Source organism: Bacteroidia bacterium (assembly GCA_037045145.1).
Lineage (GTDB): Bacteria > Bacteroidota > Bacteroidia > AKYH767-A > OLB10 > OLB10.
Window position 1 is genome coordinate 942,588 of sequence record JBAOIA010000012.1, and the last position, 25,262, is coordinate 967,849.

Here is a 25,262-nt window from a genome sequence, read left to right on the forward strand (position 1 = left end):
TTGAGCAATAGGTTAATTTTTATTGATAAATACAAGAACTCGAAAACAGCAATCAGACAGGCTTCCTGAAAGAGCTTGGTTTATGGACAAGAATATAATTTGAATATTTAAAACCATCGAGAGGCACAGTTGTATTGTAGTAAAATCATTTGATGGATTGGTGTATATTAAAATACATTATTGTTGTTTATAAAAATTTGAAGCAATTAATTAAAATACACTTTCGAAATTAATTAATTTTTCCACGGTCATTAAATTTTTAGTTCTTTCATTCTTTTAACATTCCCAACAATCCAGACTAGATCATCTGTTTGAAATATCATTGTTGAGTCAGGATTTAAAATTCGTTCTCCGTTTCTTTCTATTCCTGCTACAAGACCTAATGCTTTTTCTCTGATGCCTGAACTACGAATTGATTTTCCGTTGAGCCAATGATGTTCAGTTATTGTCAATTGAAAAACACCAATGTCATCAAGTGATGTATGTTCTGTGTCATCTACTACCGGACTTTCAAAGACTGACTTGAACACTTGTATTTGTTCATCTGTAGTTAAAACGCCTACCTCGTCAAAAGGTAATAATATTTGATTACGACCAGGAATATGATAAATTTTATCCCCCCTTCTGATGTAAACTATGTTTACACCATATTTTTCTCTCCATGCAAGTTGCCATAGTTCTTTACCGATAAAAGCAGCATTGGCAGGAACCTCAAGTTGAACAATATGTGCATTATACGGTGATAAAAAACTTTGCACCTCTGAATTTTTCCTGTTTAAGCTGGCAGAAGTAGAATGATACTCTATGTTCTCTCTTTCACTTATATTGGTAATAAACCTTCCTTCTATTTTTTTGTAAAATCTTTGAAGATATATCGCAAATACTCTGAATATGATTAGGGTTAAAGGCAAAACTACTAAGAGTGCTATAATTGGTTTAAAAAAGTACAATGCCCATCCGGCTATCAATGCAACTCCAATTGCAACCCGTGTCAACTCAATTATTAATAATGGACCGGTGCGAAATTCTTTTTTACTTAACCATAAATTCTTATAGTGCGGATGATTTGGCTTTCTCGCCACAATAGCCCAAATAAAGGGAGCACCAGCGGCCAATGAGATTGCCGGAACAGCAAAAGCTTTGACACTTTCGTTAATCTGAATTGTGTTAAAATATGGAATTAAGAACCGATCTAAAAGTAGTCCTAATGCCAAGAGGATGATACCATTTATCGTCACAATCCTACTATAAGCTGCAAGTAAACTTTTCCATCCTGTTGCTGATTGAATTTTTTGAGTTCCAAATGAAAGTCTGTTTAAGTTCTCTACCCATCTTGTAGGCAGCAATTTTTCAATCTGTTTATAGATAGGTTCTGTATATTTTATCAGGTAAGGGGTGGTAAATGTGGTGATAGCTGATGCCCCTACTGCTACTGGAAAGAGAAAATCAGAAGTAACTTTTAAAGATGCTCCCAAAGCAGCAACAATAAAAGCAAACTCTCCAATTTGCGCCATACTAAAACCAACCTGAAGTGATTGCTTCAATGGCTGCCCTGAAATTAATGCACCTATTGAAGTACTTAAAATTTTTCCAAAAAGTGTAAGAAGAGTTACTGCAACTACTGCCCATTTATGATCAATGATGGCTTGCGGGTCTATCATCATACCTACTGACACAAAAAAGACTGCGCCAAACAAATCTTTCACTGGTTTGGTAAGGTGTTCTACTTTTTCAGCGGAAGTGGTTTCTGCCAGGATACTTCCCATTATAAATGCCCCTAGTTCGGCAGAAAAACCTGCCTGTACAGCTAGTACAACCATTCCCAAGCAAAGCCCAATGGAGAGTATTAACAAATTCTCATCGTCTAACCACTTCTTTGCATTTTTCAGTAATGTTGGAATCAAGAAAATACCCATGATAAACCACAGTGAAAGAAAGAACAAGAGTTTGAGGACAATAAAAATCATTTCACCACCTTCAATTTGCTTTGTTACAGCAATAGTAGAAAGTAATACCATCAGTAAAATTACTACAATGTCTTCTACTATTAATACCCCAAAAACAACACGGGCAAATTGTTTAGTTTTTACTCCAAGTTCATCAAATGCTTTGATGATGATTGTAGTGGACGAACTGGCCAACATCCCCCCAAGAAATAAACTGTCTATCACTGACCACTGCAACCATCTTCCTAATAGAAAACCGGCAATCGTTATAAAAGCAATTTCGACAAATGCAGTTATGGATGCCGAGCCACCGACTCTCATCAACTTTTTAAAGCTAAACTCAAGACCTAATCCAAATAGCAAGAATATTACACCAAGTTCTGCAACAACATCAATACTTTCAATATCAATAACTGTTGGAAAAAGCTTGAAATGAGGACCAACTAAAAATCCTGCAATGATATATCCAAGTACAAGAGGCTGCTTTATTCTTTTGAAAAGCAGAATGGTTGCTGATCCTGCCAACAATACAAGAGCTAAATCTACAATCAGATGTGGAAGGTGGTTCATTTACGACTTTTGTAATAATTCATTAATATTTATTTTGCAGAAAGCATAGGATAAGGTATGAATTCATCCGTCTCGCCACGTATTTTTTCAAAAGTTTGTTCCTTCCATTTAATTTTAGCTGCTGCTATTAAATCTCTGTCTGATGAAACAAAATTCCAGTCAATGAAACACTCTTCCTCAAGTGGTTCACCCCCGAAAATATAAACTGTACTTTTTTCAAGAATATTGAATTCGCACAAGTTGCTTTCTCTCGTCACCAACATTTGATTGGGCTTAAAAACATTACCTTCGCTTTCAATGCCCCCTTCGAGAATGTATAAACCAGACTCTCCAAACAAATAATTTCCTATAGAAACTTTCTTTCTTTGATTACTTTTTATTTCTAACATGTATAGCTTACTATAAACAGGTACAGGAGATTTTCGATTGAATGCTTCGCCTGCAATTAATTTGATTTGAAGACCATCCTGATCCCAGCATGGAATTGCATTTTGAGAAACATGATAGAACTCAGGATCCATTTCTTCCAATTTTTTTGGCAATGCCACCCAAATTTGAAGACCATGCAAGTGCTTTTCAGAATTGCGTAGTGCTGCCGGTGTTCGTTCGGAATGAACTATTCCTTTACCGGCAGTCATCCAATTGACCTCCCCGGGTTTTATTTCTATCTCGTTACCTATAGAGTCGCGATGCATAATATTGCCTTCAAATAAATATGTTAGTGTTGAAAGGCCTATATGTGGATGAGGTAGAATATCAAAATTGCTTCGCTTATTCATTCTAATCGGACCCATATGATCAATATAGATAAACGGTCCAACCATTCGTTTCTGTCGAAATGGGAGCAATCGGCCAACCAAAAAATTTCCGATTTCTGCAGCTCTTTCTTCTATTACTAAACTGATGTTTGACATGCTTAAGTGTGAAGTTGTTATTTCTGTATTTATCTACAAATATTAATATAAAAATTAGTGGTGTTAGCTGTCAAATATATGAAATTATCTACTTATTCTTCTTAAAGTGTACACAATAATAACCATCAAAGCTCACTGTCCAAAGCTAAATATTTAAAAAAATCAAAGTATCGGCCAAAGGTTATTGCTACAATATAATTAGACTTTAAATAATGAAACTGATTCTAACGAATACTCTCAAAAATTATGCAGCAAGAAGAAATCCTAAAGCATCAGTAAGTCAGAATGTTATTCAATTCTATCCAGAACCAATTTTTTATTTTGCAATTGTTTAAAGACAAAGAAAAAAATCAAGACAACAAGTATTCCGATGAGAGCCTCTGCAATCAGCATAAATCTACTACCATATTTATCATGTGTCCACCCATTGAATGTTGTCATGTAAAAAACAGGAAAATTGTTTTGTGTGAGTATGTAAGGTAATGTGGCTGTTACAAAACCTTGACTAATACCCATGGGCATAATTAATAAAAAAAATGTAAAATGGCTTGGTGTATTCAGTTTGTACTTTAGACATTGAAGTTAGTGTGTCAAATTTATTTGTTCTTTTAATACCAACAAATTCTTACTAATTCAGGTTTTAACAATAGTAAGCTTATTTATTCAAATTCACTCCACAATTTAAACTGATGTTTGATAAATTAATTTAAAGATTCTGATAAAAGTTAAAACACAGATAAGAAACCTCAAAAAATCATTACTTATAAATAACAAATATATCAGACATTATCTTGTTGCTTTCGTGTAAAGCACGGTCTGCAACAGAAACCTCAACACGAAATGTATCTGCTACACCATTAGTGGAAAAGCTCAAGAAGTTTTTTACATCAACCCTGATATCTCCTTTAATATTTTTATTACGCTGCTTGGGTGTAAGTATTGGAATACGGTAGTAATAAGGAATATTAAAGTTAACGGGAGTCCAATTGCCGTTAATCAGTTGCTGATATTCGCAGAAATAATTGTGATAAAAATGACTGGCAGGGTCGAAAGGTGGAAATGTGTCTGCATCACTCAGCCCAATATCACCATCACCATCAGTAAAAGATGTAATTAAATAAAAACTGTTCTTTTCATAAAAATCAACAGACTTAAATGTTAATACAGGTTCAATAGGGAATTTTTCTTCTTTTCGGCATGAGGTCAAAAAAACAATCAATAAAAAAGCGAGAACTGTTTTCATTTATTACAAATGCTAAAACCAACCCACATGATCAGAAATCATCCCTTTACTTATTAGAATGATAACCAAAATAATCATAATCAGAAAGGCTACACCAAAAGTTATTGTTAAAACCTTGTACATACCGGCATTCCGTTTCAATTGCGACAGTTTAAAAAGATTGAAAACTGTCTTTTCTGCACGATAGAATGCGCTTTCGCCTTTTACAATATAGTCGAATGCCCCATATTTCATGGTGTCCACTGCCACTTCAATTTTATCCTGACCGGAAAGCATAACAACTTCTGTGGCAGGATATTTTGACTTTATCTCTCTTAAAACATCTATTCCATCCATAGCATTGGCAATTTTAGAATCGAGGTTGTAATCAAGGAAAACTATATCAGGAACCAGCTGGCCAGAAGCCAATGCCTCTTCACCTGTAGCAAAAGTGTGAATGGTAAAGTTTGACATTGCCGACAGATGATCTTTAAGCATACTTTGCATCATTGGGTCATCATCAATGATAAATATTGTTGTTGAGCTTTTTGACATATTATGACAGTAGTATTAGCATGACAAGAATACAAATTAATTTTGATCTATAAATGCTTTTAGTTCAGCTTTTGATAAAGTTATCATCTCCTTCAGCATTGCAATATCCTGAGACATCTGCTCAGTAACACTCTCATTTGACGCACTGTCTTCAATCTTTTTTAACAGTTGTTGTGCATGGTCCATTCCCATATAACCGGCAATTGACTTTAGGGTATGAGAAGACGTTTTTAACTTCTTATAATCTTTCTCTTGAAAAGATTTTTCTATAACAGGCATTTCTTCATCAGCGCTATGTATATACATCATGATATACTTTTTTACACGGCTCATATCGCCTTTACTGAATCCCTTAATAAAATCGAGGTTGGTCACTTTTTCCATTTTGCAAAAATAGTTATTCAAATAAAAGATTACATCCACGGACTTCTGCATTATCGAACCTACCGAGAATTTCGAAAGTCCCATCAGCATAAACCCTTCCAATGTCTTGTGTTGCAATAAAACAACAACTGTTAATATTTGCAAGATCAATGATGTTGATTCCGCCTTGTCCGGGTAAACTTTCTGATAGCGGGTCGTTGTTGTCGCGCACAAAAACTTTCATCCAGGGTGGGCAATGGAAAATGCCGTTACCACTACTATAGGCCTGCGAAAGCAGTTCTGTCATTCCATACTCTGAATGAATTGTTTTCAGATGAAATGCCTCAGTCAAGATGTTATGCAGTTCCTGCCGGATCATTTCCTTTCTGCGGCCTTTCATACCACCTGTTTCCATAATGACTGTGTTTTTTAGTGGCATTGGATGTGCATGGGCAAAGTCAAGTAAGGCAAAACTAACACCGATTAGTAAAGTTTTAATTCCTTTTTGTTCATTGACAGTGATGGTGTCTGCTAATTTTCTGAAATCATTCAGATAAAATCCGCTGCTTTTCTTTCCTGTTTTGTCAATAAGATGTTTACACATATATACCAATGATGATCCTTCGCGATCCAAATAAGATGGTAATAAAGCTAAAATACACCATTGGTCTGCGTTTTTATAAAACTGATTAAAAGTTTCTGTAAAAGCCTTTTCGTATAATGAAATATCGTTTACATAATGCAGTGATGGCTCTGATCCTGTAGTTCGGCTGCTAGAAAAAACTATAGTACTTGAGTCAACATTTCCGGTAACTATTTTTTTTGTCTTATAAAAATTTATTGGCAAGAAAGGAATGCTATTAACACTTTCTATCTTCTGTGGATTGACGTTTAACAATTTAAGATAGTCTCGATAAACGGCATTGTTTTGCGCCTGAAATCTAAAACTTTCAAGTGCTGTGTTTTCAAAATCTAATTGCGTTTCAAAAATAGAAGTCACGGCAGAAGAAATAAAGTTAGTTATCCACATTAAAGTGCAGCCCTTTATTCTCCGTCCTTCCCATTGCAGCTTTGATAATCAGATAGGCTACATTGATGAGATTGCGCAATTCGCAAATACGAGGAGAAATTTCCCATCTGTTATAAAGGTCCTCTGTTTCTTCGTATAGAAGACGTGTACGTTCAAGTGCCCGTTTCAGTCGCATATCGCTTCTGAATATACCAACATAATTACTCATAATTTCCTGCAACTCTTTGCGGCTTTGCGTAATCAGCACCATTTCTGCTGCATCACGTGGTGACACGGCATTCCACTCCGGAATGTGTTCGTTATAATGAATAAACTCCAAACGTTCTGAGGCATGCACATAAGCACGGTGAGCAAACACAACAGCTTCGAGCAATGAATTTGATGCCAGACGATTTCCTCCGTGCAGACCTGTTGACGAACACTCTCCAATAGCATAAAGATGTTGAATAGACGACTGCCCAAACTCATCAACTTTTATTCCTCCACACAAATAATGTTGTGCCGGAGCCACAGGTATGCATTCTTTAGCAACATCAATGCCTAATGACAGGCAACGGCTGTAAATGTTTGGGAAATGTTTTTTAAATTCCGTCATATTTAATTTAGTACAATCGAGCCAAACATAATCGTCACCGCTTTTTTTCATCTCGCTATCAATAGCACGGGCAACGATATCGCGTGGTGCAAGTGATCCACGCTCATCATATTGCTGCATAAATTCTTTCCCGTCAATATTGCGCAACACTGCTCCAAAACCACGTACAGCCTCTGAAATTAAAAATGAAGGATAGGTTCCGGGATGATACAATGCCGTTGGATGAAACTGAATAAATTCCATACCATTTACTTTTCCCATGGCACGATAGGTCATAGCAATGCCATCACCGGTTGCAATTACGGGGTTGGTAGTAGTTTTATAAACATGTCCTGCTCCACCCGTTGCCATCACTGTAACTTTTGAAAGAATAGTTTCTACCTTACCGGTTTTAGTATTTAAAATATATGCGCCATAACAGGTAATTCCGGGTGTGTTTCTTTTTACAATGACACCCATGTGATGTTGCGTAATAATGTCAACCGCAAAAAGATGTGTATGTAATGTGATGTTTGGATGCTGATGAATCTGCTGAAGAAGTTTGGTTTCAATTTCAAGTCCGGTAATGTCTTTATGATGTAAAACACGATGTGCAGAATGTCCACCTTCCATGGCTAAGTCAAAACTGCCGCTTTTATTTTTGTCAAACTCTGTTCCCCAGGCAATAAGTTCTTTTATACGTTCGCCACTTTCGGCAACAACCAAGCGTACAATTTTCTCATCACACAATCCCGCACCACAACTTAATGTGTCCTGAACATGATGTTCTAAAGAGTCATCTTTAGTCTCGGGTAAAACGGCTGCAATGCCTCCTTGGGCGTATTTAGTGTTCGACTCATCTTCATTAGCCTTGGTGATGATGGTTACCTTACCATGATTGGCAGCTTTTAAGGCAAAACTAAGTCCTGCTATTCCACTGCCTATCACCAAAAAATCGGTCTTTGTCATTATTTTAACTGTAAATTTTAAACTAAATTAAGTCGAATATGTTTACTTTCGTAAATTAATTGCAAAAGTAACTATTCATGTCAACTAGAAATCATCAGGTTTATGCCGAGTTAACACCCAATCCTAACAGCGTTAAGTTTGTTGCCGATAGGTTGTTGCTTTTTGAAGGTACTGTTGAATATAAATCAAAAGCAGAAGCAATAGATTGCCCCATAGCCTATCAGTTGTTTGACTTTACCGGAATTAAGTCTGTTTTTATAACTGCAAATTTTATTACCATAACGAAAGAAGCCGATATTGATTGGTATGAAATTACCAATATCCTGCGTGAGTTTATTAAAGGCTTTCTGAACAGTGGTGAAAAATTATTTCTTAAAAACCCTGTTCAGGAAACTGAAGCAGTTAAAGAGCCTGTTACTTCAGCTATATTAACTCCACAGGAAAAACACCCCATGCAAAATAATGCAGAGTCTGCAATCATTGAAGATAAAATTAAAAATATGCTCGATGAGTTTGTGAGACCGGCAGTAGAAGGTGATGGCGGTGCCATAGATTTTAAATCGTTTAAAGATGGTGTTGTCACTGTTGTTTTAAAAGGCTCATGCAGTGGTTGTCCTTCATCAACATTAACACTGAAAGCAGGAATTGAAAATTTATTAAAACGAATGATTCCGGAAGTATCGGAAGTGATGGCCGAAGCTGAATAGTTTCTTTTAAAAAATATTAAACCATTTATTTTTGTGTGCCATTGAAATTACCTGCGCTTTAGAGTTAACATGCAGTTTGTTGTAAATATTAGCAATGTGTTTTCTAACTGTCAAGGTGCTGATGTCTGTTATTTCAGCTATTCGCTTGGCATCATAACCATTGACCAGATGCGTAAGTACTTCCCTTTCGCGGTCTGATAAAAGCGTATCAATAACTGAACTTTTACTCTCAGTAATCTTATCCTTTTGTGTTAAAAGTTTTAATGTCTTACGGGCAATAGCCGGACTCATAGGTGCGCCACCAAACTCCAATACCTCATTAATAGCTTCCCTAATGGTAACATAGTTTTCATGTTTGAGAAGGTATCCTGATGCACCAGACTGAATGGCATTAAAAATAGTATCGTCATCTTCAAAAACGGTCAGCACAATAAAATGAATGGATGCATATAATGCTTTTGCAATCTGAATAGTTTCAACACCATTTAAACCGGGCATTTGTATATCCATAAAAACCACTTGCGGCCATTGTTGCATTGGAAGGCCTTTCATTTTTTCTAAAAACTCATCACCACTGTTGGAAACAAACAGTAACTCTATATCTCCAAAAGTTGCGATTTTTTCGCGGAAATATTTTTGATTCAAAAAGTTGTCGTCAACCAGTGCTATTTTCATCTTGTGTAAAACTCTGAAATAAACAATTTGCTCACAATACTTATTTTGTATTATCTGTTAAAATCACTTTCGTACCACCGCTATCTCCAACAACCCACGCTACCAGCCATTGCGACTCCGCTGCACGTTGTTTGATATGAATTAATCCGTTTCCTGATTTTACCGGCTCGCTCATACCTTTGCCATTATCAACGACTTCAATTACTGTTCTGATTTGACTGTTGAATAAAATATTTATTTCTGTGCATCCGCTGTGCTTTAGACTGTTGTTTACACATTCCATTAAAATATAATACAAGTTTAACATTACAGCAGGAGTATATGTAAAATCATTAATTATTTTCTCACTAAAACTATATTTGATAGCAGGATAATTTTTCATCAGACGTTGCATCCATAACTTTAAACGATCACTTAATTGTGTCAATCGAAGATCGTCATTTTTCAGAACCCAAATTGTGTTATTCAGTTGAGAAACCATATTTTGTGCATTCGCCTCAAGGTTTTCGGTAATAACACCATTATTTGCAAACTGCTCTCTCAATTGAATCACATTATGAGTGATAGCTGCAGCATAAACACCCAGATTATCGTGTAAATCGGCAGCTATTCGTTTACGTTCATTCTCCTGCGCCTGTTTGACATCAATTTTTGATTGCACTTTCTGTTCCAGCAAATCCATTTCCATTTTACGGTTGTTGAGCAACTGCCTGTTTCGATACCACAGACCCAACGTGAGTGCAATTAATGTAAGCAACAACAACGAACCAATAGTTATATAACGGCTTCTGGTAATTTTCAATTGTTGTTGCATTATTATGTTCTCTTTTTTTTGCAATTCATATCTTGCTTCGAAACGGGCAATAGCTTCAGTAGAGTTTTGGTCAGACAAGGTGTCTTTCAATGCCATCACTTTCTCTAATACACTTGCATATTTTTGATAAAGTCCGGAAGCTTTATAATTTTCTGCCAGCGCATTGTATATAAATATCTGCTTCGAAACACTTTTTAATTCTTCTGCAATTGTTATAGCCTTATTGGCTATCGCTATTCCTTTATCAGTTTCTCCTATGGATGCATAAAAAAACGACAACTGTGCCATGTCTGCAATAACGTATAAGTTATCTCCGATTTTTTGCCTGATTTTTATGGCTTCTTCTAAGTCTTTCTCTGCAAGTTGGTGTTCTTTTGCATTGATATACATATCAGCACGAATACTGTACGAATTGGCCAATTGGGTTAGGTTCTGATCCATAGAACCATACTTTAATGCCAGTTCTATATACTTAAATGCAGAGTCAGACTGGTTAATGTTATTATAACAAGAAGCTAAATTTGAAAATAAAAAACTGTTTCTCGACAGCAAACTGTCAGGAGTATTCAGATAGCCGGTTGTAAGCCATTTTATGGCATCATCATATTTTCCTAATTCCAAATTAGCCCAGCCAAGACCCACATAAGCTCTGCAAATCCACATGGCATCACTCGCACCTTCAGCATCTTTTAAAACTTTTAGCTCTAATTCAATTGCCTCTTTCTGTTTATTTGTACGAATAAAAATAGCGGCTTTGTTATTGATGAGCCATTGCCTTGCATCATAAAATTTTTCTGTTTGAGGAATTATATTCAACAAACTGTCCACTAAATTTAATGCTTTCTCACTATTATCTCGCTTAGATAAATATCGTACATAAGCATTTTCCAAACGAAAATATTCAGTTGACCCGGGCAATGCAATTTGTCTTCCTGACACAATATAATGGTAAAATGTGTCTAATGAAAGCGCATAACTTCTTGATGTCAATAAAATAATATCATGCAACTGGTCACTGAGATTCGCACTGCTGTTTATCCGATGTTTAATACTGTCGTTAATGGCCGTTTGTGCTTTAACATGGCATTGTTGTATTAAAATAAAACAAATGCTACTGAGGATAAATTTTACAAACCTTCTCATCATTTACAATGATGCTGTAAATCTATCAATAAGTATCCATCATTCCAATCTTTTAACCTTTACACAAAAGTCAATACTCAATTTGATGTATTAAACGATAAGTAAGTTATGGCTACTATATTTTAGGTATTTACATTAAATATTTTTTGATGAAATATTTGTAACACAAAAATCATAAAGGACAAAAAATTTATACTCACTTATTATTTATTGAACAAATGCAAAAATCACCAATATTGGTGATTGACTTATGCTATATAATATTAGATTATTGCAAAATCAACATAATACAGAAAATAAATTAATAATCATTTTAAAACCAAATTATTATGACAACTAAAATCGCAAAAACAAATTGGTTGTTTGGATTACTTAAAGTAAACAAACTCCATTTTATCTGGCTATTTATTTTCCTTACAGGAATAGCAATGGCCGAAACCGAGCCTAATGACAGTAAAGCTCAGGCAAATGTTCTAACACTAAACACAGGCATGCCCGGAACGGTTACATTAACTGAATCAGACTGGTTTTCTGTAACCATACCTGAAGACGGGAATCTGAATATTCAAGGCGTTTTCTCCAGCTACATTTATATTCAGATTTACGATAATGATGGCGTTACCAGTTTGCTTAATAACTATCATAACGGAACTTTAACCCGAACGGTTAATGGGTTGGCTGCAGGAACCTACTATGTTCGCGTATATAATTACTATTTATCAGAAACCAACACCTATACTCTAACGGCATCACTAACCACAACAGGATTAGCCAATGACGTTGAATACAATGGCACACCGGCCACGGCCAGCGTGTTAGCATTGAATGGCAGCACTACCGGACATGTTAATTACTACTACAACAATCAAAAAGATACTTCGGACTGGTATTCAGTTACAGTCACTCAAGATGGGAAGTTAAGTTATACTATCACAAGCAACGGGCAGAATGTTTACGCCATTCTTTATGATGGCGATGCAACTACTCAACTTGCCGGAAGTTATACAACCACAACAGCCACCTTTCAACGAGACGGCATGGCACCGGGAGTTTATTACATCAGAATTTCTACTTTTTACAACAGTGAATATGTTGCTTATACGCTATCAAACATATTAACACCTCCTGTAAATGCCAACGACCCACTCCCAAATGATGTTTATACACAGGCTACAACATTGCCTTTCAATGGAAGTATTACGGGACATATAGGCTTTCGCTATAATGGAGCCGTTGATACCTATGACTGGTATAAAGTAACCACTAACGCTGACGGTAAGATTCAATATACCCTGACAGTTGATAATGGCCAAGATGTTTATGCCGAATTGTTTGATGGAGATGGTACCACCTTTTTAGAGGGAAGTTATACAACCACTTCTGCAACTTTTGAAGAAGATGGTCAGGCTCCAGGTACTTATTACATCAGAATCAGAACATTTTATTCCAATCAATTTGCATCCTATCAACTATCAAACAATTTAGTTGTTCCAGTACAAGCAAATGATGCATCTCCAAACGATGTTTATACTTCAGCAACAGTGTTGAACTTAAATGATTCTACTACCGGACACATTGGATATCATTATAACGGAAACATAGACACCTATGATTGGTATAGCGTTACCACCAATGCTAATGGGCAATTATTTTGGACCATCACTTCTCATAATGGCCAAAATATATATGCTGAACTATTTGATGGCGATGGCACCACTAATTTAGCGGGAAGTTATACAATCACTACTGCTACTTTTAACAAAAATGGACTGGCACCAGGGACCTACTATATTCGAATAAAAACCTTTTATTCTAATGAATTTACGCCTTATACTCTGAGTAACTCACTATCACCGGCAGTTTACACCAATGATACAGAACCAAACGGTTCAAAACCAACAGCCTTGCCTTTAGCAGTAAATACAACCGTGCAAGGTCACATCGGCTATTATTACAATAACCTTGATGACACGTTGGATTATTATGCCCTGACACTTCCTGTTGATGGCAAACTTTCCTGGACTATTTCATCTGCAAATGGACAAAATGTTTATGCACAATTGTATGATAATGATGGTACCACTAGTCTTGGTGGCAGCTACACAACAACTTCTGCAACATTCACAGTGAATAATCTTGCAGCCGGTACTTACTATATAAAGATCAGAACATTTTATAACAATGAATTTGCTCCTTATGAGCTAAGCACCTCATTAGATCCAATGAACTTTACAGTAGAAAACACTGCCGATAACAACTTTGCTATAACTCCTACCTTACTTCCGGCAAATACAGCTACAACCGGTCACCTCAACTTTTATTACAATAATCAGTATGATAATAAAGACTGGTGGGTTATTGGATATGACGGTAGCGGAGCAATGACCATTACAGGAGAATTGGAACAAAATCATTTTAATGCTGATTATCCATATATCAATTATGCACTTTATACTGATACTGCTGCAAGCGCCATTGCTTCAGGAACCTGGCATAACCCAACTAATTCCTTTGTGGTAAATACCCCTGTGATTGGTAAATACTTTTTAAGACTAACTCCAGGCTTTAGCACATTTGGCGCTTACCGTCTGACTGCAGGATATACTGAAAATTGTTCCAATACAATTACCATCAACAATACCGTACAAGCTCCACCATGCTTAGGTACTATCGACTATACCGTATCAAACGGTTTGGCCAACTACACCGTACAGTTGTATAAAAACGGAAGCCCTTTTGGTGCTCCTCAAACTACAGCATCAACTGTTAGCTTTAATAATTTAGGAATAGGAACTTACTACCTGCAGTCAGCTTCCTTTGGTGCTTCAGGTGCTTGCAGTGTTAATAGTGCAAACACCATATTTTCTACACCACCGGTTCCTAACATTACAGCAGGAGGCTCTACAACATTCTGCCAGGGTGGAAGTGTAGTTTTAACTGCCGATGCTGCAAACTCCTACCTCTGGAGTACCGGTGAAACTACACAGGCTATTACAGTAAGTGCAACAGGCAACTTTGTGGTAACTGTTTACAATGCAGCATTGTGTAGTAGTACTTCTGCATCAACTTCTGTAACTGTTAACCCATTGCCTCCAACTCCAACTATCTCTGCTAATGGCCCTTTAACATTTTGTGCCAACAGTAATGTCACACTAACTTCAAGTACTGCTAACGAATACCTTTGGAGTGATGCAGAAATAACACAAAGCATAGTAGTAAATACTGCCTTTACATTTAGTGTTACCATCACTGATGCCAATGGTTGTACTGCAACATCAGCATCTGTTACCACTAATACCATACCATTACAAACTTACTATCGCGATTTTGATAATGATAACTTTGGTGATGCTGCTAACACCATACAGGATTGTACTCCTCCTGCAGGTTATGTAGCTGATAATACTGATTGCAACGATAACAACAATGCTGTGCACCCCGGTGCAACAGAAATTTGCAACGGCATTGATGATGACTGCAATGGTCTGACTGATGACAACATTGTAAACTCAACATATTATGCCGATGCCGATGGTGACGGCTTTGGCGACCCTGCCGTTGACTCTTCAGCTTGTGCACCTCCTGTTGGTTATGTATTGAACAATACCGATTGTAATGATGCAAACAATACTATTTACCCCGGTGCAACTGAAGTTTGTGGCAATGGTATTGATGACGACTGCGATGGTCAAATTGACGAAGGTTGTGGTAGCAACACTTGGTATGCTGATGTTGATGGCGACACTTATGGTGATATAAACAACTTTGTGGTGGACAACAACCCTACACCCCCATCTGGTTACGTTGCCGACAATACTGACTGTAATGATGCCAGTGCTGCCATACATCCAGGTGCTACTGAAATAGTATGTAACGGTATTGATGAAAACTGTAATGGTATGGCTGATGACTTAGGAACACCAAGCACAGATCCAACATCTATCTCAAGCGATGCCGTATTCAATGAAATTTGCCTCGGTGGCAATACTACATTAACCGTTAATGGCGGAAGCCTTGGTACCGGTGCCTCATGGCAGTGGTACAGTGCATCCTGTGGTGGTACTCCTGTTGGCTCAGGCAACAGCATCTCTGTTTCTCCTGCTGCGGCAACTAACTATTTTGTTCGTGCCGAAAGTCCTTGTGGTAATTCTGCCTGTGTTAGTCTTACTATCACCGTAAAAACCTCTCTGCCTGCGCATGCTGTAGTTGTTCCACCTATTACCGGTTTGCCAGCTAATGGTTGCCCGGGCTCTACTGCATCCATTAGTGTTCCTGTAGTTGCCAATGCATCACAATATATTTGGGATGGCCCATCAGGTACATACTTCAACGGTAATCCACTTAACACTTCACCTTTCACTTCGCCAACCCCCAACGTGCAGGTAACTTTTGGAACTACAAACTCTTCATTCTATAACATAGGAGTACAGGCTGCCAACAGCTGTGGTGCTACACTTCGTAAGATTCAAAAAGTTCGCTATAAAATCAGTACTCCGGCTTCTATTTCTGGTGCTGCAAATGCTTGTGCAAACAGTAGCAACACTTATTCAATTGCTGCTGTAACTGGTGCCTCTCAATACTTGTGGAGTATTACTGGTGATGCTACCGTTTCCGGTAACGGCACTACCGTAACCGTTAACTTCGGGCCTGCCTGGACCGGTGGTAACCTTTGTGTTTCTGCACAAACAACTTGCTTTACTTCTCCTGCAAAATGTATGCTCATCAGTGCTTCGTCAACTGCTTTAAATGCCATCAACGGAACATTCACTGCTTGCCCAGGAAGTGTCATCAGCTATAACGTTGCCCCTTCTGCAGGTGCTTCATACTATACCTGGACATTGCCTGCAGGTGCAACAGGAAGTTCTACTACCAACAGTATCAATGTTACCTACGGCCCATCATTTAATAGTGCCGGCAACATTTGTGTAACTGTTACCAGTGCCTGTGGTGTGACGTCTGCTCCTAAATGCAAAACTGTGGCTCCGGGACTTCCTGCAAGACCACTTGCTATTACAGGACCCTCCAATGGTCTGTGCGGTCAGTCGGCATCGTATAGTGTAGTTTCCACTCCGGGAATTTCTTATAACTGGACTGCTCCAGGAACTATTTCCGGTAACGGCACAAATGCCATCACCGTTGCCTATGGCTCATTCACTACAGGTTCTGTTTGTGTAACTGCCAGCAACAGTTGCGGCACCAGTGCAGCACGTTGCATCACCGTTAAAGGTGCACCTAATACTCCGGTGGCCTTAACTGCTAACCCTGCTACCTGGTGTGCCAATACACAAGGTATTGAATTCACTGCTAATGTGAGCAATACTACCGGTTCTTATACACTGGCATGGACATATCCTTCATCACCTGTAGCTACCTATATTTCCGGTGGTGGCAACTCCAATACCTTGACATTAGATTGGGGTACAGGCAACGGTACTGTGATTGTTAAAGCCAGCAATAGTTGTGGTGAAGGTTCTAAAGCATATTTAGTAAATATCGGCTGTAAAGAAGCACAGCAAGTTGATGCCGGTACATTATCTGCTTATCCGAACCCTACTGCAGGCATGTTGAATATTGAATTCAATGCAGTTGAAAAGAGCAATGCTTCAGTATCGGTAATTGATTTAAGTGGCAGAACAATCATGAATTCATCTCAGACTGTAACTGCAGGCAGCAATAATTTGCAGCTCGATTTAACGAATGTAGCTAAAGGTGCTTACATGATTCGTGTTAAAGCAAATCAGTTTACACAACAAATAAAAGTTGTTGTCGAGTAATTTTTTAGTATATTATCTTATAAAAGAGGCTGCCAATTTAGGCAGTCTCTTTTTTTATTTCTATCTTCTGTAGTTGTTACAGTTTTGAAAATTTCTGTTGTTAAAATAGCTGATGATGGTTTTAAATTTGGTAATGTTTTAAATATAACTGATGTAATGGGAAAACAATTGCTTAGTTTGCAAATTACAAATAATGAAACCTTTGCAGATATAAGTAATTTGAGTGATGGAATTTATTTTGTTCGACTTAATTCAGGTCATAAAAACATTACATCAAAACCACAAAAAATTATTATTCACCACTAAATCAGGTATTGAATTTTAATTTTTACATGACAGTTTACTTTCAATAATAATTTTTCTGATTAAATACTGTTTTCCGCATTGTAGCTCGCTAATGCTCTCTGCTTTTTCTTGCTTTTAATTTTCCATAGGTTTAAAATATTCGGCTTCGAAATCGAATAATCAGCTTGAAATATTATAAAATGTACTCATTTAAACTCACCATAATTGGTGATTGACCGGCATTTAATCCCTCCATAATTTTGGTGGCTGATAATCTACTAAAATCAAATTTCAATTATTATGGAAAACAGAAACAACAAAAATTATGTGCAGTACAAACTTGCAAGAATGGCTTTCATTCTATTTGCACTAATGACAGGCCTGCAGTTACAAGCGCAAACTCCTCCGTTTACGCGATCAACTTTTCAGTCCGCCTATGTTCCAATAAGCATTGGTGGTGGAGCAACTTCTTCAACGGCTACCGGAGACAATACTATGCAAACCGGAATACCTATTGGCTTTAACTTTGGGTATGGTGACAGTACTTTTTCAAGCATTAGTTTAAACACCAATGGATTGGCTTGGTTTGATACACCTGCTCCCAATCCTGCAGCGGGTCATTTTTTTATTGCAACTAATACTGCTCCCAATCAAACTCTTTGGGCATGGGCCAATGATGATTTAACTGACGATGCATCATCCGACATTTTATATCAATTGCAAGGTACACCCGGCAGTCAAACATTTACTATTCAATACACCAATTACCCAACAGGTACAGGTGTAACAGGCAGTAATGTGCGCATGAATTGCCAGATCATATTATATGAAACATCCAACATCATTGAATTCCGTTACGGGTCTTTAAACATTATTGGTTCACAAACCAATACTGGTGCTGCTATTGGAATTGAATGGGGCTTAGGAGGTAACGGCAATTTTATTGATGCCATAACCGGTTCATCAACGCTAAGCCACCACATGCTAAGTCCTTTTAGCGGATGGCCTGCTTACAACTTCAGATTTACACCGGGCGCTCCTTCAACAATTCCTGCAGGAACCTATAACGTAGGTGTTGGCCAAACTTATAACAGTTTAACCCAAGCTGTTGCTGATATTAATCATCGTGGAATTAACGGTGCAGTAACACTGAATCTTACCGATGCACAATATGATACCACCGCGGCAAACGGCAGCAATATATTCCCAATTTTTGTGGCAACACCCAATGCCGATAGCATCAACACGCTTACTATCACAAAAATTGGTACACCCGCTACCTTGGCTTATCGTGGTTCAAGCATAACCAGTACACCGGTTATGGCCTTTGGAACTGCTATTGGTCTTGCTGCTTTAAATCATGATATGGAGCCAATTCTTGGGGTTTGTGGATCATATACTACTGTCAGTAATATTAATTTAATCAGCCATGGCTCACCACAAGTAGTGGAGTATGGCCTATTACAGTTTGATATGGCTGAAGGCAAAGGCGCACAGCATAATTTATATGATAAAATAACTGTTGACCTCGATCGCACCTATGGCAATGCACATGGTATGTATTCAGTAGTTACCGGAGGTGGCTGGAATAACACAAACAATTCATATAATACATGGCGCGATATTACTATTAAAGATTGTAATTATGGTTTTCGATTGTATGGAGCATTTTATGGTGTTGCTGAAAGTGGTAATCAGCTTATCACTTCTTCATGCAGCACCTTTAACTATATTGGTGACCCCAATACACCTGATGATATCATAAGCAACCTAAATAATTATGGAGTTTGGATTACTGGAGAAGCAGCCTTTATCATGCGAAATACTATAATACAGAATGTAACTACCACCTCTACCATTGCCATTCAGGGAGTTCTTATTGATGGTGTACCAACTGGTGGTATATATCAAATCAATAATAATATTATCCGTAACATCAAACGTATCAACTCACAAATAATCGTTGACAATGCCGTTGATGGTATGCGTGTCAGATGGGGTAACAATTTAACCGGATTTAACATATATAATAACAGCATCAGCAATATCCTAACCACCTATGCAGGTGTACCTACTTCAGTGGTTGCTGCAAGAGGGTTTGCTTTTGATGCTGACGGGTCAGGTATGGCAACTGTTGATTTATACAATAACAGCGTAAGCATTGACGGTAGCACATTCCCCAATGCTTCCAACTTATGCCTTCAGGTTTCAAATGACGAAACATACACCATCAAAAATAATGTGTTTGCAAATTTCACCACCGGACAAACAGGGGTTGCAACGCATACCAGTTTCTTTACAGGCAACACAAACAATTATGGAACTGCTACTTCAATTTCAGACTACAACAACTATTATGTAGCTGACACAGCCAATGGCGCACCTTTTATGGCAACTGCTACAATGTATAGTACTCAGGCAGCATGGCAGGCAGCTATGACAATTAATCCCAACTCTGATGTGAACTCTCAATTTGCCGATCCGCATTTTGTAAATAATGCAAATAATTTACATGCTACCTCTGCTTCTACTTCATTAGATGGAACAGCAACAACACCACCTGCCTATATTACTACAGATATTGATTGCCAGACACGCACTGCACCACACGACATAGGCTTTGATGATTTTTCTCTTGCCGTTAACGTTTATTATGCCGATACTGATGGTGATACCTTTGGTGATCTCAACAACTCCATTACCTCTCCAAGCCCTACACCTCCTCCGGGTTATGTTACCAACAGCACAGATTGTGATGACAACAACGCTGCTGTCAATCCCGGTGCTACTGAAGTATGTAACGGTATTGATGACAACTGCAATGGTCAGATTGATGAGGGTGTGACAACTACTTTCTATGCCGATACTGACGGTGACGGTTATGGCGATGCCGCAGTGACCACTCAGGCTTGTACTGCTCCTGTAGGTTATGTCTCTAACAACACCGACTGTGACGATAATAACAATACCATCTATCCGGGTGCCACTGAAGTTTGCGGCAACGGTATTGATGATGACTGCGATGGTCAGGTTGATGAAGGTTGCGGCAGCAACACCTGGTATGCCGATGCTGATGCTGACACCTATGGTGATATAAATAACTTTGTGGTGGATAACAACCCAACACCTCCGGCAGGTTATGTTGCAGACAGCACAGATTGTGATGACAATAATGCTGCTGTCAATCCAGGTGCTACTGAAATTTGTGGTAATGCAATTGATGACAATTGTAATGGACAGGTAGATGAAAACAGCCCTTCTCTTGCTGATGCCGGTGCTGATACTGCTGTTTGTTCTGTCAACAGTACAACATTAGGAGCTACTGCTCCTTTGGTTGGCAGTGGTTCATGGTCTATCGTTTCCGGTGTTGGTGGAAACATCGCTCATCCAAACAATCCAAACTCTGTATTTAGTGGTCAATACAATAAACCTTATGTTTTAGAATGGACAACGTCAAACGGTGGTTGTGTATTTTCAGATCAGGTTACTGTAATTTTTGTCAATACAAATTATTCACCCGGTAGAATTGCAGGCTTCAGTGGTCAGACTTCAGCAGTTTGCGGACTTACACAAACTTATGCTGCCATTCCTAATCATCCTTATGCTACGTATGCTTGGAGTGGTTACCCTGCAGGAACAACTGTAAATTCGCAATCAGGAAATCAGATTACATTGACATATCCAAATGGCGGTTTCAATTACTTCCAGCTTAAAGTTACTTCAACTATTTGCAGTATTCAAACACCCATTCGCTCCGTAGCAATGAAAGGTGCGCCTTCAATAAAAACTGCTACCGGACCTTCTATTGTTTGTGCCAATACAACAGGAGTAATTTACAGTGTTGATTCATTAGATGGTGTCACCTACAATTGGTCGGTTCCACAAGGTGCTACAATTGTTAGCGGTCAGGGTACTCATGAAATCACTGTTGACTGGGGTAACACTGGTGGACTGGTTCTTTGCAATATCTGGAATTTATGCGGTAGCAGTACTGCTAAGAAATCTGTAACTACAAATTGCCGAGGTGCACAGGAAAGTTTAACTCAGAACAATCAGGTGCAGTTAAACATTTTCCCAAATCCATCTTCCGGTATATTCGAAATCACCACTCCAGATGATTTAAAAAATGCCAACATTGAAGTAACAGATATGCAAGGCAGAGTATTAGTAAAAATGGCTATAAACAACTCCGAAAATCAGATAGATTTATCTTCTTATTCTCAGGGTGTTTACCTGCTTATTTTACACACTGAAACAGATGTACAAACCTACAAACTCATCAAACAATAAATAACAAGTGTGTGTAATAAAAAAAGGCTGCTCCTAAAAGGGCAGCTTTTTTTATGCCTTATATTGCTTATTAACTTTATGCCGTAGATAAACTCCGTTGGTAAATTCAAAATATTTTTGTTTAATGATTAAAAATAAGTACTTTTGATTTTAACTAGATGGGTTAAAAACAAATGAAATCTACCTCTTTTATCTCATTACTGTTATTTTTATTTAGTACTTCAAATGTAAGAGCACAACTTACACTTGCAGAATGGAATTTTCCTACCAATCCTGATAACGCTATTGTTGACATTGCCATTCCGGCCAATGCATCAAAAACAATTTATACAACAGGTGGAACTGCAGTTGTAGCTTATGGATATGCCGGTGCCACCACACAAAGTGCATGGACAACAGGCTGGGATAATGGCTCCGGTACCAAATATTGGGAAGCTGAAATTAATACGACCGGATATTTTAACATCGAACTTTCGTCCAAACAACGAAGCTCTGCTACAGGTCCCAAAAACTTTGCAGTTGAATATAAAATTGGCATTGCAGGTACATGGACAGCATTAGCTGGTGCCGGATCAATTGTTGTAGCCGATAATTTTACTTCCGGTGTTATAACAGATATTCCATTGCCGGCAGCTTGCGAAAATCAACCCTCTGTTTATTTCCGTTGGATTATGACTACCAACACAAGTGTCAATAATAGTACAGTAGCCTCGGGTGGATCATCCCGAATAGACGATGTAAACATCAAAGCCAACGATTCTCAAAATCATTATCGAAGCATCACATCCGGAGCTTGGAATGTTTTGAGTACCTGGCAGTCATCTCCAGACCTGATCACCTGGTCGGCTGCACAAATTCTACCCAATTATTACTCCAAAACTATAACCGTTCGGAGTGGACATACAGTAACCATTGCTGCCAATGTGCGCATTGATGAAACTACAATTGCCAATGGAGGCACCGTTAATTATAATTCGCGTTTATTAACCATCAATAATGGTACAGGAGTTGATTTGCAGGTTAACGGTACTTTTACTGATGGTAGTTCAACCAGTGCAGCATGGTTGGCCGGAGCTACCTGGGCATTAGGTGCTTCCGGCACTTATGTAAAAACAGAAAACACCAACGCTGTCAACTGGCAAAACAATTATCAGGGTGGTATAAACACTATACCCTCAACTGCAAGTTGGGTTCTAAATAAAACACCAAGTTCAGTTACTACACCTTCATTAACAACTCTCAATATGTTTTATCCAAATCTCACTATCATGAATACTTCGGGTGGCGTTTGGACTACAGGTATTGGTTCTGTATTTACCGGCTCAACAGCCACTGCAACCATAAAAGGAAATCTTGATATTGGTGGAGTTCTTGCTCCTCTTTTAGGAACAGTTGATTTTTTAAATGACAATAGTTTTGCTACTCCCATACAAGTTCAGGGCAATGTACTAATACGTGGAGGCTGCAATCTCAGAAATTTTGGAACAGGGTTTGAAATTTTCGGAAACATGACTGTAAATGGCTCCACAAGTTATGGCGCAGCTAATGCACGCAAATACAGATTCAGTGGTAGTAATGCACAATCAATTTCCGGTACTGCACCACTTTCATCGTTACAGATTTTTCAGTTAGAGATGAATAAATCTTCCAACAGCCTTACTCTTTTGAAATCAGTGAAAGTTGATAATAATCTGAACCTAATTTCAGGAATTATAAATTCAACAGGTGCCAATATTTTAATAGTTGAAAATGGTGGAACAGCTACAAGTGCATCAAATGCAAGTTTTGTAAATGGTCCTGTTCAGAAAAACGGATCACAGGCATTTATTTTTCCGGTGGGCAAAAATGTAAACTACCGTCCTATTGCCATTGGAAATGATATAGCAGGTGGAACATTTTGGACAGAAAATTTTAATACCGGTGCAGGTTGGACGCTTGCCAACGTGATGGGTCCTGAAGGCGCAGATCCAAACCCATTTGTGATAAGTGATGCAGAAGGTGGTGTTGCTGCCGGAGGTTGTGGCGTTGCAAATAACGGAAACAACACCATGCATGTTTCCAGTGTATTTAACCCTAACGGTGGAGCAGCTTATGATGCAGGTGGTTTATGTGGAATTTTATACTGTCCACAAACAAACAGAATGGCACAATCTCCCACTATCAACTGTACGGGAAAATCAACTATAAGTGTTGGTTTTAATTATATTGAGTTTGGAGAAGGCACTAACGACAATGCAACACTCTGGTATTATGATGGTGCTATCTGGGCGCAAATTGCCGATATGCCTAAAACATCATGTTGTGGTGGTGCCTGTAATGGTTTCAGACAAGGTCACTGGACCGCCTACACTATTGCATTGCCTGCAAGCGCCAATAACAATGCTAATGTTAAAATAGGATTGAAATGGCAAAATAATGATGATGGCGTTGGCGCTGACCCTTCATTTGCTATTGATGACATTTATTTGAGTGCCTCTTCTACAAGTCAATTTGTTGCAGAATATCAAAGAGCAAATCCTCAGGTAATTATTGGAAATATCCGTGATGCTTCTATAGATCATATCAGTCAATGCGAATACTGGACACTTAACCAAATTTCAGGCAGTTCAAGTCGTAATGTTACACTATCTTGGGATAATACCAGTTGTGGTGTTACTTTACTTGGTGATTTAAGAGTTGCACGATGGCGTACTGTTGGAACTGTATGGAATAATTTAGGTAATGGTGGCACTACCGGTACAACAACGGCAGGTACTATTGCAACTACAGCACCTGACAATATTTTTGGACCCTATACACTTTCCTCTGCTTCCAGTGAAAACCCTTTGCCCGTAGAACTCACTTATTTCAATGCCACTTTGCAAAACAAAGAAGTAAAACTACAATGGACTACAGCTTCAGAATTTAACAGCGATTATTTTGAAATCGAAAGAGCAAACTCAAACATGACCTTTGAACCGTTAATAAGAATTCCTGCAGCAGGTTTTTCTAACAGTCTGATAAATTATAGTACAGCAGATACCAAACCACTAAGCAATGAATCTTTTTACCGCCTCAGACAAGTTGATTTTAATGGAGATTTTCAATTGAGCAAAACCATTAAAATTAATACTCAAAATCAAATACCATTTCAAATTGCATTGGCTACCTACCTGAATAACGGGCAACTTATTTTTAAGATTATTGAAAATGGACAATCGACAATTGCCGCTGAAATCTATGATATTCATGGGTCTCTGATACTACAACAATCCTTCAACGCTGGCGAATTGCATTATCAGATACAAATAAATAATTTAGCAAATGGAATATATTTGCTGAAAGTACTTTCTGACAAATCAATAGCAACCAAAAAATTCAGTGTACAGAAATAACCTATTTTATCAATAGTTTTAAACAACGGTTTCCCTGTACCTGCAAAAAAATAACCT

The 25,262-nt window shown here is 38.0% G+C and carries 15 protein-coding genes; 5 read left to right on the top strand and 10 right to left on the bottom strand.

Annotation, left to right across the window (positions count from 1 at the left end):
- Positions 1–251 precede the first annotated feature (251 nt).
- From V9G42_13440 to nadB, 8 genes are all read right to left on the bottom strand, one after another.
- Positions 252–2,516 carry a cation:proton antiporter gene (locus V9G42_13440; GenBank protein MEI2760427.1) on the bottom strand — a complete coding sequence of 755 codons (2,265 nt, stop codon included), beginning with the start codon at positions 2,514–2,516 and terminating at the stop codon, positions 252–254.
- 29 nt (positions 2,517–2,545) lie between these two features.
- Positions 2,546–3,430 carry a pirin family protein gene (locus V9G42_13445; GenBank protein MEI2760428.1) on the bottom strand — a complete coding sequence of 295 codons (885 nt, stop codon included), beginning with the start codon at positions 3,428–3,430 and terminating at the stop codon, positions 2,546–2,548.
- Between the two features lie 288 nt (positions 3,431–3,718).
- Complete coding sequence (locus tag V9G42_13450) at positions 3,719–3,946, bottom strand: hypothetical protein (protein ID MEI2760429.1); 228 nt, start codon at positions 3,944–3,946, stop codon at positions 3,719–3,721.
- 241 nt (positions 3,947–4,187) lie between these two features.
- Positions 4,188–4,673 carry a hypothetical protein gene (locus V9G42_13455; GenBank protein ID MEI2760430.1) on the bottom strand — a complete coding sequence of 162 codons (486 nt, stop codon included), beginning with the start codon at positions 4,671–4,673 and terminating at the stop codon, positions 4,188–4,190.
- 12 nt (positions 4,674–4,685) lie between these two features.
- Positions 4,686–5,207 carry a response regulator gene (locus V9G42_13460; protein MEI2760431.1) on the bottom strand — a complete coding sequence of 174 codons (522 nt, stop codon included), beginning with the start codon at positions 5,205–5,207 and terminating at the stop codon, positions 4,686–4,688.
- A 36-nt stretch (positions 5,208–5,243) separates the two neighbouring features.
- On the bottom strand, positions 5,244–5,591 hold the full coding sequence (locus V9G42_13465; GenBank protein ID MEI2760432.1) for an Hpt domain-containing protein: 348 nt from the start codon (positions 5,589–5,591) through the stop codon (positions 5,244–5,246).
- 13 nt (positions 5,592–5,604) lie between these two features.
- The gene (locus tag V9G42_13470) at positions 5,605–6,600 is read right to left on the bottom strand and encodes an acyl transferase (GenBank protein ID MEI2760433.1); all 996 of its coding nucleotides are present in this window, start codon (positions 6,598–6,600) and stop codon (positions 5,605–5,607) included.
- Positions 6,587–8,143, bottom strand: coding sequence for an L-aspartate oxidase (nadB, locus tag V9G42_13475; GenBank protein ID MEI2760434.1), 1,557 nt, complete (start codon positions 8,141–8,143; stop codon positions 6,587–6,589). Before nadB ends, V9G42_13470 begins: the two co-directional genes overlap by 14 nt.
- A gap of 77 nt (positions 8,144–8,220) precedes the next feature.
- On the opposite strand from nadB, the gene V9G42_13480 reads away from it, so the two are divergent.
- Positions 8,221–8,850: a NifU family protein gene (locus V9G42_13480; protein ID MEI2760435.1), complete on the top strand. Its 630-nt coding sequence runs from the start codon at positions 8,221–8,223 to the stop codon at positions 8,848–8,850.
- Between the two features lie 6 nt (positions 8,851–8,856).
- On the opposite strand, the gene V9G42_13485 is transcribed toward V9G42_13480, so the two are convergent.
- Positions 8,857–9,525 (bottom strand): response regulator transcription factor, encoded by a 669-nt coding sequence (locus V9G42_13485; protein ID MEI2760436.1) that lies wholly within the window; start codon positions 9,523–9,525, stop codon positions 8,857–8,859.
- A gap of 40 nt (positions 9,526–9,565) precedes the next feature.
- Positions 9,566–11,485: a hypothetical protein gene (locus V9G42_13490; GenBank protein ID MEI2760437.1), complete on the bottom strand. Its 1,920-nt coding sequence runs from the start codon at positions 11,483–11,485 to the stop codon at positions 9,566–9,568.
- 326 nt (positions 11,486–11,811) lie between these two features.
- Between V9G42_13490 and V9G42_13495 the strand changes: the two genes are divergently transcribed.
- From V9G42_13495 to V9G42_13510, 4 genes are all read left to right on the top strand, one after another.
- Positions 11,812–17,256, top strand: coding sequence for a MopE-related protein (locus tag V9G42_13495; GenBank protein MEI2760438.1), 5,445 nt, complete (start codon positions 11,812–11,814; stop codon positions 17,254–17,256).
- Between the two features lie 84 nt (positions 17,257–17,340).
- On the top strand, positions 17,341–17,562 hold the full coding sequence (locus V9G42_13500) for a T9SS type A sorting domain-containing protein (protein MEI2760439.1): 222 nt from the start codon (positions 17,341–17,343) through the stop codon (positions 17,560–17,562).
- Between the two features lie 279 nt (positions 17,563–17,841).
- Positions 17,842–21,831: a MopE-related protein gene (locus V9G42_13505; GenBank protein ID MEI2760440.1), complete on the top strand. Its 3,990-nt coding sequence runs from the start codon at positions 17,842–17,844 to the stop codon at positions 21,829–21,831.
- A 173-nt stretch (positions 21,832–22,004) separates the two neighbouring features.
- Positions 22,005–25,205 (top strand): T9SS type A sorting domain-containing protein, encoded by a 3,201-nt coding sequence (locus V9G42_13510; GenBank protein MEI2760441.1) that lies wholly within the window; start codon positions 22,005–22,007, stop codon positions 25,203–25,205.
- The last annotated feature ends 57 nt before the right edge of the window (positions 25,206–25,262 follow it).